This window comes from Clostridium sp. BNL1100, from assembly GCF_000244875.1.
Classification (GTDB): domain Bacteria; phylum Bacillota; class Clostridia; order Acetivibrionales; family DSM-1351; genus Ruminiclostridium.
In genome coordinates, this window is the sequence record NC_016791.1 from 2,741,404 (window position 1) to 2,757,536 (window position 16,133).

The 16,133-nt window shown below is 34.0% G+C and carries 14 protein-coding genes; all 14 read right to left on the minus strand.

Annotation, left to right across the window (positions count from 1 at the left end):
* Window positions 1-20 precede the first annotated feature (20 nt).
* Complete coding sequence (locus CLO1100_RS11635; RefSeq protein ID WP_014313946.1) at window positions 21-797, minus strand: FliH/SctL family protein; 777 nt, start codon at window positions 795-797, stop codon at window positions 21-23.
* Window positions 790-1,809 (minus strand): flagellar motor switch protein FliG, encoded by a 1,020-nt coding sequence (fliG, locus tag CLO1100_RS11640; protein ID WP_031341797.1) that lies wholly within the window; start codon window positions 1,807-1,809, stop codon window positions 790-792. The genes CLO1100_RS11635 and fliG overlap by 8 nt, the downstream gene beginning before the upstream one ends.
* Window positions 1,810-1,835: 26 nt before the next feature.
* Window positions 1,836-3,410 carry a flagellar basal-body MS-ring/collar protein FliF gene (fliF, locus tag CLO1100_RS11645; protein WP_014313948.1) on the minus strand — a complete coding sequence of 525 codons (1,575 nt, stop codon included), beginning with the start codon at window positions 3,408-3,410 and terminating at the stop codon, window positions 1,836-1,838.
* Window positions 3,411-3,512: 102 nt separating this feature from the next.
* On the minus strand, window positions 3,513-3,821 hold the full coding sequence (fliE, locus tag CLO1100_RS11650) for a flagellar hook-basal body complex protein FliE (protein ID WP_014313949.1): 309 nt from the start codon (window positions 3,819-3,821) through the stop codon (window positions 3,513-3,515).
* Between the two features lie 67 nt (window positions 3,822-3,888).
* The gene (gene flgC / locus CLO1100_RS11655; RefSeq protein WP_014313950.1) at window positions 3,889-4,332 is read right to left on the minus strand and encodes a flagellar basal body rod protein FlgC; all 444 of its coding nucleotides are present in this window, start codon (window positions 4,330-4,332) and stop codon (window positions 3,889-3,891) included.
* Between the two features lie 2 nt (window positions 4,333-4,334).
* On the minus strand, window positions 4,335-4,748 hold the full coding sequence (gene flgB / locus CLO1100_RS11660) for a flagellar basal body rod protein FlgB (protein ID WP_014313951.1): 414 nt from the start codon (window positions 4,746-4,748) through the stop codon (window positions 4,335-4,337).
* A gap of 137 nt (window positions 4,749-4,885) precedes the next feature.
* Window positions 4,886-6,196 carry a methylenetetrahydrofolate--tRNA-(uracil(54)-C(5))-methyltransferase (FADH(2)-oxidizing) TrmFO gene (trmFO, locus tag CLO1100_RS11665; protein ID WP_014313952.1) on the minus strand — a complete coding sequence of 437 codons (1,311 nt, stop codon included), beginning with the start codon at window positions 6,194-6,196 and terminating at the stop codon, window positions 4,886-4,888.
* A 139-nt stretch (window positions 6,197-6,335) separates the two neighbouring features.
* Window positions 6,336-8,456 carry a type I DNA topoisomerase gene (gene topA, locus CLO1100_RS11670; protein ID WP_014313953.1) on the minus strand — a complete coding sequence of 707 codons (2,121 nt, stop codon included), beginning with the start codon at window positions 8,454-8,456 and terminating at the stop codon, window positions 6,336-6,338.
* A 149-nt stretch (window positions 8,457-8,605) separates the two neighbouring features.
* Window positions 8,606-8,941 (minus strand): helix-turn-helix domain-containing protein, encoded by a 336-nt coding sequence (locus CLO1100_RS11675; RefSeq protein ID WP_242836558.1) that lies wholly within the window; start codon window positions 8,939-8,941, stop codon window positions 8,606-8,608.
* 1 nt (window position 8,942) lies between these two features.
* Window positions 8,943-10,490 carry a recombinase family protein gene (locus CLO1100_RS11680; RefSeq protein ID WP_014313954.1) on the minus strand — a complete coding sequence of 516 codons (1,548 nt, stop codon included), beginning with the start codon at window positions 10,488-10,490 and terminating at the stop codon, window positions 8,943-8,945.
* A 55-nt stretch (window positions 10,491-10,545) separates the two neighbouring features.
* Window positions 10,546-10,680: a hypothetical protein gene (locus CLO1100_RS21255; protein ID WP_014313955.1), complete on the minus strand. Its 135-nt coding sequence runs from the start codon at window positions 10,678-10,680 to the stop codon at window positions 10,546-10,548.
* Between the two features lie 324 nt (window positions 10,681-11,004).
* Window positions 11,005-14,409 carry a hypothetical protein gene (locus CLO1100_RS11690; RefSeq protein WP_014313957.1) on the minus strand — a complete coding sequence of 1,135 codons (3,405 nt, stop codon included), beginning with the start codon at window positions 14,407-14,409 and terminating at the stop codon, window positions 11,005-11,007.
* A gap of 10 nt (window positions 14,410-14,419) precedes the next feature.
* Window positions 14,420-15,928, minus strand: a complete 1,509-nt coding sequence (locus tag CLO1100_RS11695) for a hypothetical protein (protein ID WP_014313958.1) — start codon at window positions 15,926-15,928, stop codon at window positions 14,420-14,422.
* Window positions 15,929-15,947: 19 nt separating this feature from the next.
* Window positions 15,948-16,133: a phage holin gene (locus CLO1100_RS11700; RefSeq protein ID WP_014313959.1), complete on the minus strand. Its 186-nt coding sequence runs from the start codon at window positions 16,131-16,133 to the stop codon at window positions 15,948-15,950.

The window sequence follows — 16,133 nt, forward strand, 5'->3', positions numbered from 1 at the left end:
AAAGAAAGCTGCAACGCACCTTAATTTGTTGATTCATTTAATATGTCTTTAAAGTCATTTTCTATTTTTTCTATTTTAGTTGCTGCGCTTGCATCTATGCTGCCGAAAGAAGTCTCGATAATGCAGCCACCTTCTTTTAATGAAAGGTCTTTTTTAATTTCAATTTCCTCAGACCTTTCAAGCATTGATTCCAATTCATCCTTATTCTCGTTCACAAAATCAAAATCCTGCTCACTTAATTTAAGAACTGCCTTCCGATCTTTTGAACACTTTTCAAAAGCATCCTTAACCAAGAGCAATATATTCTGCTTACTTTCCAGTTCTTTACTGATTACTTTTTTTGCGATATCAATAATGGTGTTTACCGAATCCTCTTCCAGAGAATCCAGAACCTTCTTGTATTCAATACCAGCTTGTGTCTTAATATCCTGAGCTTCCTTGATAAGAGCTTCATATTCCTGTTTTGCTAGAGCTAATCCCTGCTCATAGCCCTCTGACCTTGCTTCTCCATAAACCTGTTGTTTAAGATTTTCAACATCAACAGATGCATTTTTTAAAATATCCTTTGCTTCCAGCAAGGCTTCCTTTATTATCATATCTGCTTCTGCTTTGGCCTTATTAATAATGTCTTGGCCCATAGCATTATAATCGACTTGTTGCTGGTCATCTTCATCGTCCTGCTCTAAATCCAGTTTAAGTCCTATATTTCTTACGGGAGGCTGGTATGTTACAGGAAACTTAACTTGAAACGGAACGCCTACATTTACCTGATTGTTTTTATATATCTTATTAGACAATTATTTCGTCGCCTCCCCCTCTTGAAATAACTATCTCGCCTGCATCCTCAAGCTTACGAATAATATTAACAATCTTCTGTTGTGCTTCTTCAACATCTTTGAGCCTTACAGGTCCCATAAATTCCAAATCTTCTCTGATCATTTCGCTCAGACGCTTGGACATATTGGCAAATATAAGCTTCTGTACATCGTCTGTTGCACCCTTAAGAGCAACAGCCAACTGGTTGTTATCAACTTCTCTGAGGAATCTCTGAATTGATCTTCCGTCAAGAGTAAGAATATCTTCGAATACGAACATACGTCTCTTAATTTCTTCTGCAAGATCGGTATCTTCGATTTCCAATGTTTCCATAATGAATTTTTCCGTTCCTCTGTCAACAGAGTTGAGGATGTCAACAATTGATTGAACACCACCGGCAGCAGTATAATCCTCTGTAACCAAAGAAGAAAGTTTTTTTTCAAGGATTCGTTCAACTTCCTTTATTATATCAGGAGATGTTCTGTCCATCGTAGCTACTCTACGTGCAACATCTGCTTGCTTGTCCTGCGGAAGGGCTGACAGCACTACAGACGCCTGGTGTGGTTTTAAATACGCCAGTATCAATGCTATTGTCTGAGGATGCTCCCCTTGAATAAAGTTAAGCAACTGTGACGGATCAGTTTTTCTCACAAAATCAAAAGGCCTAACCTGTAATGATACTGTAAGTTTATTTATTATGTCTACAGCCTTTTGTGAGCCTAAAGCCTTCTCAAGTATATCTTTTGCATATCCGATACCACCTTCGGCAATATACTCCTGTGCAAGACATATCTGATAGAACTCCTCAAGAACTCTTTCCTTTTCATCAGGAGATACAGCCCTTATGTTGGCAATTTCCAAGGTTAACTGCTCTATCTCATCCTCTTTTAAATGCTTGAATATCTCAGCTGACTTATCAGGGCCAAGGGAAATGAGAAGCATTGCAGCTTTTTCCCTGCCACTGTATTCTGTCTTTGCACTTGCTTTAGCCAAGCTTTTCACCCCACATATACATTTTTCTATTCATAATCATCTGTTAACCAATTTCTTAAAAGCTGTGCAACAGCATCTGGCTTTTGCTTAACAAACTTATCAATCTGCTTTTTAACTTCTGACCTTTCCTCGGTATCAATTTCAGGTACAGGCTCAGGTCTAATGTCATTATATGCAAACTTGGTAGATGTAATTGCAGTATCGTCATCAACTGCAAATGCAGGCTCCAATTTCTGCTTTGATTTTTTCGGCAGAGCAATTATCACAAAAGCTATAACCATCAATGCCAATAATGCAAGTAAACCATAATTGGATATAAGATTCTTTAATGTATCTGCCGTAGAAGGTGTTTCTACTACAGGAGGCTGAACCTTCAGCTTTGTAATTGCAATGTTTTCCACAGGAATCCCTGTTGCCATACTGGCTAAATTCTTGACTTGAGTAATCATCTCATCATTAAGCTTTGAATCATCAGCAACTCTGTTGCCGTATAATAAAGTAATGGCAGCTGAAGATCTCTCTGGAATAAGCTCTCCCAAAGACTTTTCACTTTGTTTATTTGTTTCATTGTACTGGAAATTCTCAGTCACATCTGATTTGTTATAAGATTTAGAATCGTCAGAACCCGCCGGATAGGATGGCGTTGTCCCGGGGTTTGAATTTACACCGGGCGTTCCTCCGGTATCCCCGTTTTTTAAATTTTCCTTTGTCTCTTGTCTGCTAATGATAGCACCTGAGTCTGCACCATTAGGATTTGTAAATTCCTTTGAGGACTGAGTCAAGGTATCAAAATCAAGAACCGGATTTACAACTACTTTGGCTGTATCAAAACTATCTAATTGATCAACCAATACTTCTCTTACATTTTTTTCAAGGTCATTTTTGTACTTCTTCTTCATGTCGTATTGAGTGGACGTTTTATCTATCCCGGTGTCACTGTCTGTATTAAGTACGTTTCCTTTATTGTCCACAACAGTTACGTTTTTGGGATCCAACCCCTCAACACTGCTTGCAACTAGCTTTACTATACTTTCAGCCTGTTTGGCACTTATTTCATCTTTGGGAGTAATAACAACCGACGCCTTTGCGTCCTTACTATTACTATCATCAATCAAAAGGGTCTTTTCAGGTCTGACTATAGTCACATTAGCATCTTCAATATTCTGAAAAAGCTTTAACTGTCTGGCAATATCTGATTCATCAAGCTGCTGCCAGATATGCTTTTTATCACTTTCCGTTGTGTTTATCTTTAAATTACTGAGAGCATCAGCGAAAGTAAGGCCATTTTTTGAGTAACCTGTTGATAATTCAAAATGGGCTTCGTCACTGTCCTTTTCATTTACAATAATTCCTGATTTGTCATCAGTAAGCTTGTATGAAATTCCTTTTTCCTTTAAGATTTTTTGCATTGCAGCAACATCTTCAGGACTAGCATCGCTAATAACAGTAGTATAAGCCGGCCTTGTAATTAAAAATAGTCCTATACCTACAGAGACTACCACAATACCTGTTATAATAAAAATACGCGTTCTTTGAGATTTATCTAATCCCTTCCAGAAGTCAAGAAGCGGCTTGAGCAATCGGGTTAAAAATTCTGGCAAAGCTACCACCTCATCAATTAATTTATTTCATCATTAGTTTTCATTTTATAGAAACCTAAAAATAAATTTACATAATACTACAGAATTAACATAAATTCCTGATTATATCTGCATTCTCATTATTTCAGAATATGCATCTAAAATCTTGTTTCTTATTTGCATGGTAAACTGCAGAGCAACACTAGCTTTTTCTCCAGCAATTAAAACTTCGGGAATATTATCCGTTTTGCCTAAAGCAAAATCTTCTTGTAATTTATTAGATTGATTTTCCAGATCTGACACCTTTGTAAGTGCTGATTTCAAGTAATCTCCAAAACTTACCTCAGGCGTATTTTTATCGTCATTAATTCCTTTAAGACTAAAATTATCAGGTATTAATCGTTGTACTTCCCCTATCTTGTCTACCGCCATACCTTAACCCCCCTGATTTACAACTACAATCATAGAATTTAAACTAAAGTGTTCCGGTCATCTACAATTATTTACCAATCTCCAAAGCTTTCAAAGCCATAGATTTGGTGGCATTTACCGATGTAACATTGGCTTCATACGATCTTGTTGCTGAAATCATATTAACCATTTCCGTAACAATATCTACATTTGGCATGTTTACATATCCTTCTGCATCAGCATCAGGATGCCCAGGATCGTATACCTTTTTAAACTCTGTAGGATCTTCCATAATACTACTGACCCTGACTCCGTTACCGCCATTAAGTCTGTTTGATGCGTTATCCAAGGCCTGAGAAAATGAATTTGAATCTGAACGTTCTTCAAATACTACTTCTCTTCTTCTATACGGAGTACCGTCCGCAGTTCTTGTAGTGTTTGCGTTAGCAATATTCTGAGAAATGGTATCCATTCGTACTCTTTGTGCAGTAAGTCCGGAAGCACTTATATCCAATGCACTAAAAATACCCATAATCAGCGTCTCCCCTCTGAAATTACATTTTTAATCTTGCTATAATTATTATTAATCATTTGGATCAGCGAATTATATTGAATGGTGTTTTTAGCCAGATAAGCCATTTCACTGTCTATATCAACATTATTTCCATCAATACGCATACTCGTATCTGAATTGTCCTGAGTAATTTCAGGCTTAATCTTATCAATATTTTTTGATTTTATAGGTATATGCCTTTCATCAGTTGTAATCCCCTCAAGCTTTTTACTATCAAGGGAATCATTCAGGTACTCTTCAAAAGTAACATCCTTTCTTTTATAATTCGGAGTATCTACATTAGCCAAATTCTGGGATATAACCTCGTTTCTGGCCCATGAGGCATTTAGAGACTTTTCAAGTAAATTGCTCTTTTCGTATAATTTTTCTATCATATATAACCCCGCTCCCAATTTATAGCATATATCCAATAACTTTTTTATTAGCTAAATTCTAGCATATAAAGTTTAAAAATACAATAAATAAAGCTTATTATACCATATTAGGACTAATTCCCCAGATTATAGTGTCCTTAAAGTTCTACTTTTTTGACAAAATCAACAGATTTTTTTGCAATTTCCATATTTCGTTTTTTCTTATCTCTTATGGAAACAATTAAATCGTCTATCCCGTTAAATATTCCGAAATTAACATTCATTGGTTGGAAATTTCTTACACTTCCATCAGAAATATAATTACTTAATGCTCCAATTGCGGTATTAGGCGGAAAAACAGTTCTTCCGTTTCCCATACATTGTGCTGCTGCATTGATTCCTGCTACAAAACCTGATGAAGTTGATTCTATATATCCTTCAACCCCGGTTATCTGCCCTGCAAAGTACAAATTTTCATTGCTCTTTAATCTGTATGTGTTATCGAGCAGCTTAGGCGAATTGATATAGGTATTTCTATGCATTACACCATATCTGACGAACTCTGCATTTTCCAGTCCTGGTATCAGTCTGAAAACCCTTTTTTGCTCGGGCCATTTTAAATGAGTCTGAAAACCAACTATATTGTACAGAGTTGCATTTTTATTATCCTGTCTAAGCTGCACTACGGCGTAGGACTTTATGTTCGTCCTTTCATCAACCAGACCTACAGGTTTTAGTGGCCCGAACCTCATGGTGTCTTTTCCCCTGAGTGCCATACTTTCTATAGGCATACAGCCTTCAAAAACCATATTCTTCTCAAAGTCTTTTACTTCAGCAGCTTCCGCACTAATTAGGGCGTCATAAAAGATTTCGTACTCTTCCTTGGTCATTGGGCAATTTATGTAATCTTCAGAGCCCTTTCCGTACCTTGCAGCCTTAAATGCCTTGTTCATGTTTATTGAATCATAGGTAACTATTGGTGCTGCAGCGTCAAAAAAGTGAAGATATTCTTCACCGGTAATACCTTTTATATAATTAAACATCGGTTCTGATGTCAGAGGCCCTGTTGCAATAATAGTTATATTTTCATCAGGTACTGTATCCATTTCTCTATTAACTATTTCAATGTTACTATTTTCTTTAATTTCTCTGGTTATATATTGTGAGAATCCTTCTCTATCTACTGCAAGTGCTCCTCCTGCAGGAACCCTGGTCTCATCAGCAGCTTTCATTATCAAAGAATCCATAGTTCTAAGTTCCTCTTTCAGTAGTCCCACTGCATTTTCAAGTTGATCAGAACGCAGAGAGTTACTGCACACCAACTCTGCAAAATCGCTAGAATGGTGAGCAGGGCTGCTTTTTTCAGGCTTCATCTCATAAAGAGTTACATTAATACCCCTTTTCGCTATCTGGTACGCCGCTTCACATCCCGCAAGTCCTGCTCCTATTACATTTACTTTCTTACACATCTAAAGTCTCCTTCAATTTATGTCAATAAATAAAATTAACCGAAAGCAGATTTTTATTACCTTCGGTTAACATTAACTATTATAAGTATAAATAATATTTTGTTAATATACAATGTGAAAATTGTTCTATTTTCAAAATTTATTTAGTATCTGTTGAGGTTTCCGTATTACTGGTACACTTGTCATTGCTGCATTTAAGAGCCTTCTTTTTACCGGAGGATTTTTGAAGCATAAATGCTCCACAAACAGGACACATTTCCTTATTTGGACTCGGCATATCCCAGCTCATAAACGAACATTCCGGATTTCTCTCACAACCGATATACTTTTTACCTTTTTTAGTCTTTTTAATGAGTACCTTTCCCTTGCAAAGAGGACATTCCACCCCAGCCTCTTCTACAATCGGTTTTGTATTTCTACATTCTGGAAACCCGGGACAAGCAAGAAATTTACCGAATCTTCCATGTTTAACAACCATATACCTTCCACACTTATCACATTGTACGTCTGATACCTCTACAGGTAATTCAACATCGCCTATTGATTCTTCGGCCTCTTTAAGTACTCCTGCAAATGAAGAATAAAAATCCCTCATTACGGCCTTCCATTCTTTGTTACCATCTTCGACATCATCCAGTTCGCTTTCCATCTGAGCAGTAAATTTTGTATCAACAATGTTCTCGAAATGGTTCTTCATTATGTCATTTACTATTTTCCCAAGTTCTGTCGGTACCAACAACTTCTTTTCCTTTAGAACATACCCACGGGATAAAATAGTTGTAATTGTAGGGGCATAGGTACTAGGTCTTCCTATCCCTTTTTCTTCCAAAGCCCTTACAAGGGTTGCCTCGGTGTATCTGGCAGGAGGTTGCGTAAAATGCTGCTTTGGCGTATTCTTTTTCAATTCAAGAATATCTCCTTCATTCAGCTGAGGCAGGTTGTTTTCCTTTTCATTCTGCTCCCCATCTTCATCCTTGCCTTCAACGTCATTCCCTTCAATATACAATACCATGAATCCCGGAAATTTTACTTTTGATCCATTCGCTTTGAACATGTATTTCCCTGCGGTAATATCAGCTGCTACAGTGTCGTATATGGCAGATGACATCTGACTTGATATAAATCTGTCCCAGATAAGCTTGTAGAGCTTGTATTGTTCAGCACTAAGAAATTCCTTTAGTCCCTCAGGTGCCATATCCATATATGTTGGACGTATTGCTTCGTGGGCATCCTGAGAAGCTGATTTGTTTTTATATACCCTTGGATTTTCAGGTATATAATCCTGTCCATACTTTGTCTTAATATACTCTCTGGCCTCGTTCTGTGCATCTGTTGATATCCTTGTTGAGTCTGTTCTCATATAGGTTATAAGACCGACAGAGCCATGACCCTTTATTTCAATACCTTCGTATAGCTGCTGTGCAACCATCATGGTCCTCTTGGTTGTAAATCCCAGTTTTCTGGAAGCTTCCTGCTGTAATGTACTGGTAATAAAAGGTGCTGCAGCTGCCCTTTTCTTTTCCTGTTCTTTAACCTTTTGCACAATATATTGGCTTTTATTTATTTCATCTAAAATGGAATTAACCTGTTCCTCATTTGTTAATTCAATTTTTTCCTTGCCTATGCCATAGAATCTTGCTTCAAAATTCGGACTTGCTTTTGGTTTTGTAAGCTTTGCCGTTATTGACCAATATTCCTGTGACTCAAAATTTTCTATTTCATCTTCTCTGTCGCAAATCATTTTTGTAGCTACAGATTGTACTCTTCCTGCACTCAAGCCTTTTTTTACTTTCTTCCAAAGCAGAGGGCTTATCTTATAGCCTACTATTCTGTCCAGTACTCTTCTTGCCTGCTGTGCATCAACAAGGCCCATATCTATTGTTCTTGGCTGTTTTACAGCATTCTTTACCGCATTTTGTGTTATTTCATTAAATGAAACCCTACACTTCTGCTTTTCATCAATATTTAATATTTTGGCCAAGTGCCAGGATATCGCCTCACCTTCACGGTCAGGGTCAGTTGCAAGAAACACTTTTTTTGCTGCCTTGGCTTCTTTTTTCAGCTTTGATATAACATCGCCCTTGCCTCTTATAGTAATATACTTGGGCTCAAAATCATTATCAATATCAACACCCATCTGACTTTTAGGTAAATCCCTAACATGCCCGACAGAAGCCTCTACCTTATATCCCTTACCTAAAAATTTGCTTATAGATTTAACTTTTCCGGGAGACTCCACAATAACCAGGTTATCAGCCATTTTATTCCTCCGTGTCGAATATCCATTTTCTGTATAATATATTATTAAACACCTACTAATTTAAACTGGTTTTTTCAATCTGTCAACCTCACATTAGTAATTCTACATTAATTACTCGAAATTATTCTTATTTTTTTTATGTATTATGACTATATTATAACCTCAAATAATTTACCGGGGTTCTGTCCGATTATTCCTTTCATTTCAAGCATAAAAAGTACACTGTTTGCATCTTTTGCAGAAATATTACTTCTTTCAAGAATTTCTTCAATATTATGTGCTCCGTTTAAAATTACCTTTAATACTTTTATTTCGTCAGTTGTTAGTCCTTTAAATATATTTAGGTATTTTTTACTGATTATATTATTGGTATCCTCATGGATAGGTATAAAATTCTGTATTCCACTGTATTCAAATTCTTCCAAAATATCTGAGGCATTCAATACCAGTTTAGCTCCTTCTTTAATTAATTGGTTTGTACCCATACTATAGGCACAGTCGATTATTACCATCAAGGAACAACATATTATACCTTTTACCTAGCCCCATACAAACTTTCAACGTATTTCTATCCAATACTATTATTTCAGGGAAGAATTCTCTTATATTACTGTTAGTCCAAGTATTGATATCTCTCATAGATACAAGTTCTTCTTTAAATGATATATATTTTTCTTCTAGTTTTTTAGTATCATTTATTATTGAAGTAAAAGTAGACTTTTCATTCTGTAACGAGTTTATTTCTTCTTGAATCTCCTTGTTAAACTCTATAAATTGTATCTCAGTTAATCCTATAATATTATCACCAAAATAGGAGTCAAGAAGTTTTTTTTGCTTAGTGTATAGTTTTTCAAGCTGACTCTTAATATTTTTAAGCTTTTTTGTTGCATCATTCTTAGGTACACCTATTTTTGATAACATTCCAGAATAAAGTTTATCTATATATGTTCTATCTAACAAAGAAACAATCATATTATTAATTGCACGTTTCAATACTTCCTCATCAATTGCTTCACGTGAACAATTACTTATTACTCCTAATTTTTCATACTCAGAACAAGAATAAATATATTTCCCATGTACTTTTTTTCGCACATAATACGATTTACATCGTCCACATCTAATTATTCCAGAAAATAAATTGATTCCTGAATATTTAGTATTGTTCTCAGTCAGTTTAAATCTTCTTTCTTTCTCAATCTGAACATTATTAAAAACTTCTTCACTTATTATTGCTTCATGAGTATTTTTTGTGATTAGCCAATCGCTCTTTTCAAATTTAATGAGTTCTTTTGAGATTGGGTCTTTTGTTTTTGTTCTTCTTTGATATAAACTTCCCGTGTAGTTTGGATTTGACAATATCTGAATTACTGTTGTTTTTGACCATTTAACGGCGTTCTTGGGTGATATATCATTTTCATTCAAATAATTTACAATTTTTTGAATCCCATATCCCTGAGTATATAAATTGAACATTGTTTCAACATTATTACTCTCATCTTTATTAATAACTAACACATGGTTATCTAGAGTATAACCATAAGGAGGTCTATTACCAGTGAATAATCCTTTTTCACGCTGCTGCTCTATAGTCCAATTGATTCTGTCACTAATCTTTGCACTTTCAATTTCGGCTAACCACTCAAACAAGCCAAATTTTTGTCTATCTTCCCTTATATCACTATCAAGTTTTTCTTCAACAAATATAACTCTAATACCTAGTGGAAAAAGTATTTTTACTAATATATTTGAAGTATCTGCCCTATTCCTTCCAAATCTTGTCATACTTTTAGCTACTAATATATCAAACTTTTTTGTTTTAGCATCTTCAATTAGTTGAGCAAATTCTTTTCTCTTCCTCAAGCTCGTACCTGTAATTCCTTCATCAACATAATTTCTAAATAACTCCCATTCATTTTTATGCTTTTCCAACAATCTTTCAAAATAATTTTCTTGATTTATGATTGACGTTTTTTGGGATTCAAATTTTGTTGAAACTCTTGAATAAGTCGCTACTCTTAATTTTTCATTCATATATATACCTCGTACCTACTATTATAATCACTTAATATTTACTATTAGGAACATATTAACACGTTTTGTTAATTTTTTCTATAATTTCAAGTGCTTTCTTTCTGAAGAAAGCATCTAAATCCAACGTTCCCATAAACTCAATTTCTATATTAATATCTCTTTTATCTATTTCTTTTCTTTTTCTGCTCATCTAAATCCTCACTTTCTACAAGTAAACAAAAAGGTAGAGACACTATACTTCTGTATCCCTACCTTACAAATTTGATTTTTAATTAACTTTCTAAATCATTATATACATATAAAATATATCAATGTTTATCAGGTTTTAACTCTTTCTCATGGTCTTTATACTCTGCAAATAAAAACACAACTAAAGCAATCATAAAAGCAGTATCTTTATTAAACCAATCACAAGTAAGCTGATATATCCCATAAAACGCACAAAGAAAAAGCAATACTCTTACAAATACAGTTATAACAGTATTAATAGACTTTTTTATAGTCACAATATCACCTACTTTGATTTAGATTGAATATACTTAGATTTAGATTCATTATATACAGAATTTACCAATGACTGCAACCATTTTCTTTTACCTTCTGCTGAACTTTCTTTGTACTCAGGAGTATCAATAATAAATTTCATCTGTTTTAAAGTTTCATTTCCTACTGATTCTTTTAACTGTTTTAATTCTTTCGCACTGAGATTATATTCTACTCCGTCTGATGAAAGTGAACCTTTTAATTTTCTAGGTAGAAAATCAGTTTCTTTTGAATCTTTGTAAAGTCTTACTAATTCTTTTGTAACTGGTTCTTCTGATTTACCTTTAAAATAGCCGGGACTGAAAAATTGTTGAACAAACCCTCCTGTACTTTGTTTTTGTCCGAATACATCTAAATCAGGCTGTAAACTTTTACTTGCAAATGGTATTTTTGATTGAATTTCGTTTAATTCTTGTTTAATTGGATTAGGGTCATATGTACTACGTTTTGTGGTGTCAATACTTTTTGCTGTTTTACCTAAAATAGACGGAATTGCTTGTTCAACATAACTTAATGGTATACCTAATATTTTTTGAGTTACACTTCCACCACTACCAAATATATCTTTTATATTTTTCATCATAGTCATGTTTACTATAGTATCTCCACCAGTAGTAATAGCATTTAACAATGCATCAGCCTTACTTGAATTTTTCTTTTGAAGTCCTTCATAAAATGCGACACCCATTGCTAAAGGTATAGAAGCAGGTTGTGCCCAATCAAAAGTGTAACTGCCCCACGGAAACATTATTGAACTTGATTGTTCCCCCGTTGCATCTTGTAGTCCTGCTACTGTTGCTGATTTACTACGTTCCATTTTTGCTGCTCCCATTCCTGCTAAAACATATCCTACACCTAATGCAGCCGAACCAGTTAAAGATTTTGATAAATCTTCAATTACTTGTGCTCCACCCTTACCACTTGTTTTACTAAATATAGCTTTAACTACACCTAATGGAGAATATTCAACACCACGCATTGCAATATTAGCAGGAGTTTGAGAAAATGGAATAGCACCTTCAACTACTTTTCCTAATACTTTTATATTTTTAGCCTTATTAATTGTATCTGACAAAAAGTTTGCTTGTTTGAAAGTTGCTTCAAATGCTCTACGTTGTGCATAGTCTTTTGCTTGTTGTGTTACTTCCTTTATTCCATTTGCTTTAAGATAACCTCCTAATGCATCTTTGTATGCTCTTTCTAAAAATACTTTATCTTCAACATTAAGTGTATCTTTTGAAAATTTATCTACAGCGTTCATGGCTTTGCTTTCAAAAATCCTCTTATCACGATTCATAAATTTTATATTATTTATATCATAACGATTACTGCGAGTAAGATTTTTTATTTCATCTTGCCATGTATTGTCTACTACATTTCTTAAATCTTTGTCAAAAATCCAACCTACAGATTTTGTTCTTTCAATTCCTTTATTTCCTAATCCTTTTAAAATTTTATCTGTAGCTGTTTCTAATCCTGCTCCAATTACATCTGATGTTTTTCTCATAGCTCCCATTATTCCATTACCAGCTATATTTCTAATATGTGTAGTTGGATTTAATAACATAGCAGTTCTACGCCATGCATCAAATTTTTCCATTTTTGAGGATGGCATTGATTGAGAAATTCTGTCATAAACTCCTTCCATAAATTTCTCTCTTTCTTCCTCTGAAATAACATCTTTACTATATAATTGTTTCATTTCGTCATCAGTAAGATTTAAATCTGTCCATTTTTTACCATACATTTTATTACCTTGTTCATTTAATTTTTTGAATTGATTTTCCATAAAAGTATTAAAAGTGGCAGGGTCGGATTTTCTCAAAATACTTGCGGCTTGTGAATATTGTCCTGCTTGTGTTAATTTCTCTGCCGAATCTGCTATAATTCGTCTAGCTGTTTCCATATCTCCGTTCTTAGCAGCTTCATTTGCTAATTGTCTAGCAAGGGGAATATCTGAAGGGTCAAATTTATTAATGTTTTTGTTCCACTCTGCATATGCTCTAGTAAAGCCTTGTGACATTTTTTCATTTGCTTTTGATAATGTATCTTTATTCTTTAAAGTCTCATGAAATAATGGATTTTCATCAAATGATCTTCTAATATCTTCATGCATTGCACTATCAGTTTTAACATTATGTGAAAAACCTCTTTCATTTGGTAACTTCTTTTTAGTTTCAATATTAAAGATATTATCTGAAAATCCTGTTTCTGGGTTTATATTTAATTGTAATTTTTGTCCTTCAATATTACTTGCTACGTCTTTATTCAAAGTTGGTAAACCATCAACATTTTTATTAATCTCTGGCAGTCCATATTTATTATTAAAGTTTGATTCATTCTTTAATCTATTAGCTATATCATAAGTATTATCACTGGCAACACCTGAAACACGTTTCATTTTCATTGTATCAGCGTTGGGTAATTTAAAACCTTGTTGTGCTTGTTCCATTTTATTTACTATACCATCAAGGTCAATTCCTAATTCAGATTTAATTTTTGGTATTTCATCAGCTCTAAGTTGATTAGTCTTAAAATGATTTTGTATAGTTTCAATAGCTGTGTTATATTCATTTACTGCATTATTATAAGTATCATTTTTAATAGTGAATTTACCCTGTACAGTAGTTGGTTTTATTGGTTCTATAGCAAATTTTTCATTATTTTGTGCTAGTTCATCTGGGGAAGTCTTTAAAGCTGTTCTAAATTTATTAAATGCTTTTTCAGATATATCAGCTTCTTTTATCAATCCTTTTGTGCCTTGCATACCTAAATTACTTGCTTTAACTGCTTCACTTGCAATACCACCAGAACCTAACCAAGTTAACGGGTCACTAGCAACACCAAATATACCAGACGTTATTTTTCCTGCTGTTGAATTATAAAATTTATCTGTTTTATCATTGCCTGTTTCATGTAAATATTTTTCAGTATCTAATGTAGGGTCAAAAGATGGCTTTTTACCTTTAGATGTGTCTATAATAGCTTTACTTGCATTTAATACTAAATTTTGTGGTGTTTGTAATCCTTGTAATAACATTTGTCCTGTACCTTTTAATGAATTGCCTATTCCACCTAAAATATTACCGCTTGCAAAATTTTCAGGTACTTCTTTGTATGTTTTCACATATGGTAAATCGTTGGATTCATTAGTAGAGATGGGCATATTTTGCCCACCATCTACTTTAGCATTTCCTTTCATCCAATCCATTAATTTATTCTGCTTATCTTGTATTTCTTGACCACGTTGTATTCTTTCCTGTTGCTCTTTTTGCTGTTGTTCTTCTAACTCCTTCCTTCTACGTTCAAAGATATCATCATCATTAGGATTATTATCAATTTTTAATTCTCTTCTTCTACGCTCAAAAATATCCATTTTTAACCCCCTATCTAGGTAATGGAATGTTATATCTTTTATACAAGGCTTTTGTCATGTCATTTGAAAGATTTAAACCTAAAATTCTGCTCTCTCTGCTTTCTGTATTTGTATTACCATTACTTACAAGTGAACCATTTACATATTTAGGCATAAATTCATCATCTAAAACTTTTGCCCAATCATCAATTGAAAAAGTTGATTCTTTACTATTTGTTGGAACATCAACATATGAATATGTTTTAGTCTTTTCATTATATACTGCTTTCATTCCCGCACCTTTAAGTTTAATCTGATTATCTAAACTCATGGGGTCGTTCTCAGACTGCAAACGTGCCCATGATATAGCCTGACTAGCACCTTCCATACTTATACGTCTAGCCGATAATGCATTTTCAATTTTTGCCTGTGCTTCTTGGAAAGATTGTTGTCTTAAATTTAAGTCCATTTCTTTTTGCCACTGAGTATCTTTTACCTTATCACGTTCTTGTTGATAATCAAATTGTTTTGTCTGGAAATTTTGATTCCATTCCTGTGCCTTTTGTTCTGCTGTCTTATACTGACCTCCATATTTAGCCAATAATTCAGGTGAACTGAATAATTTTTCATTAGCAAGAACACGTGCATATCTACCCATTTCAGTATTAGGATTAGCATTTGCATATGCACTGTAATCATCAGCATATTTAGCCAATTGTTGCCTTATATTTTCAGGAACAACAACATTAGCAGTAGGGTTAACATATCCCATAGCTTGATTTACTGAATCCTGTCTATTTATTGCATCTTGCTGTTTTTGATAATCAAACTGTTTGTTAAATCTTTCATTTTCAGCATTTTGTGCCTGTTGTCTCTGCCATTCATTCATTAGATTTTGCATTGCAGTAGCTTCAATTCCTGCCTGTGCTGAATTTACATCACTTGCATAAGATTGTTGTGCCTGTGTTGTTCTTTTGGCTATATCATTGTAAGCCTGTAATTCTTCGCTATTTAAATCACTAATATTATTTTGTAATTGGCTGTTTCTGTTTAATTCAGCCTGTGCGGAACTACCATTATTAGTTGTTCCTCTTTGTGCTAAATACTCCGCAAAATTCTTTGCTTGTAACTGATTGTTTGCACTTACTTGCTGTTTAGCATCATAATATTGTGGCTGTATAGCTGATTTTTCAGTATTTAAACTTGCTAAAGTCTGATTATAATTATTTTGTAATTGTCCTAATACTTGTTGTGTCTGTTGTGCTTTTAGTTGATTCTGATATTCCATAAACTGTTTCATTGGGTCAACTGGTTGCTGTGGTTGTATTGGAGTAAATCTTGTATTTGTACTATCAGCTTGATAACCTTGTAAGGCACTTTGATTTAAACCACTTGAATTAGTTGAATACCCTTGTTGGCTTCTCAATCTTTCTGCTTCTGCCCTAGCATTTGCCATTGCTTGTGTATCTCCTTTTGCTTTTGCTTGAGCATATAAATTACCTTGCCTTTTTATTTCATCACTTTCCCATGCTTGAGCCATTACATTACCTCACTTCCTTTTATATTTCTGTCTTATTTGTAGGGTTATTGATTATACCAATACCAATTAATACAGGACACAATACATTCATAAAACCATTCATTTCAACACTTACATCTAAGTTAAAGAATGTCTTTACGCAAAATACAACTAATGAAGCTACTGCAAGCCATAAAGACCAACTTTTAAAACGATTCTGATTCAT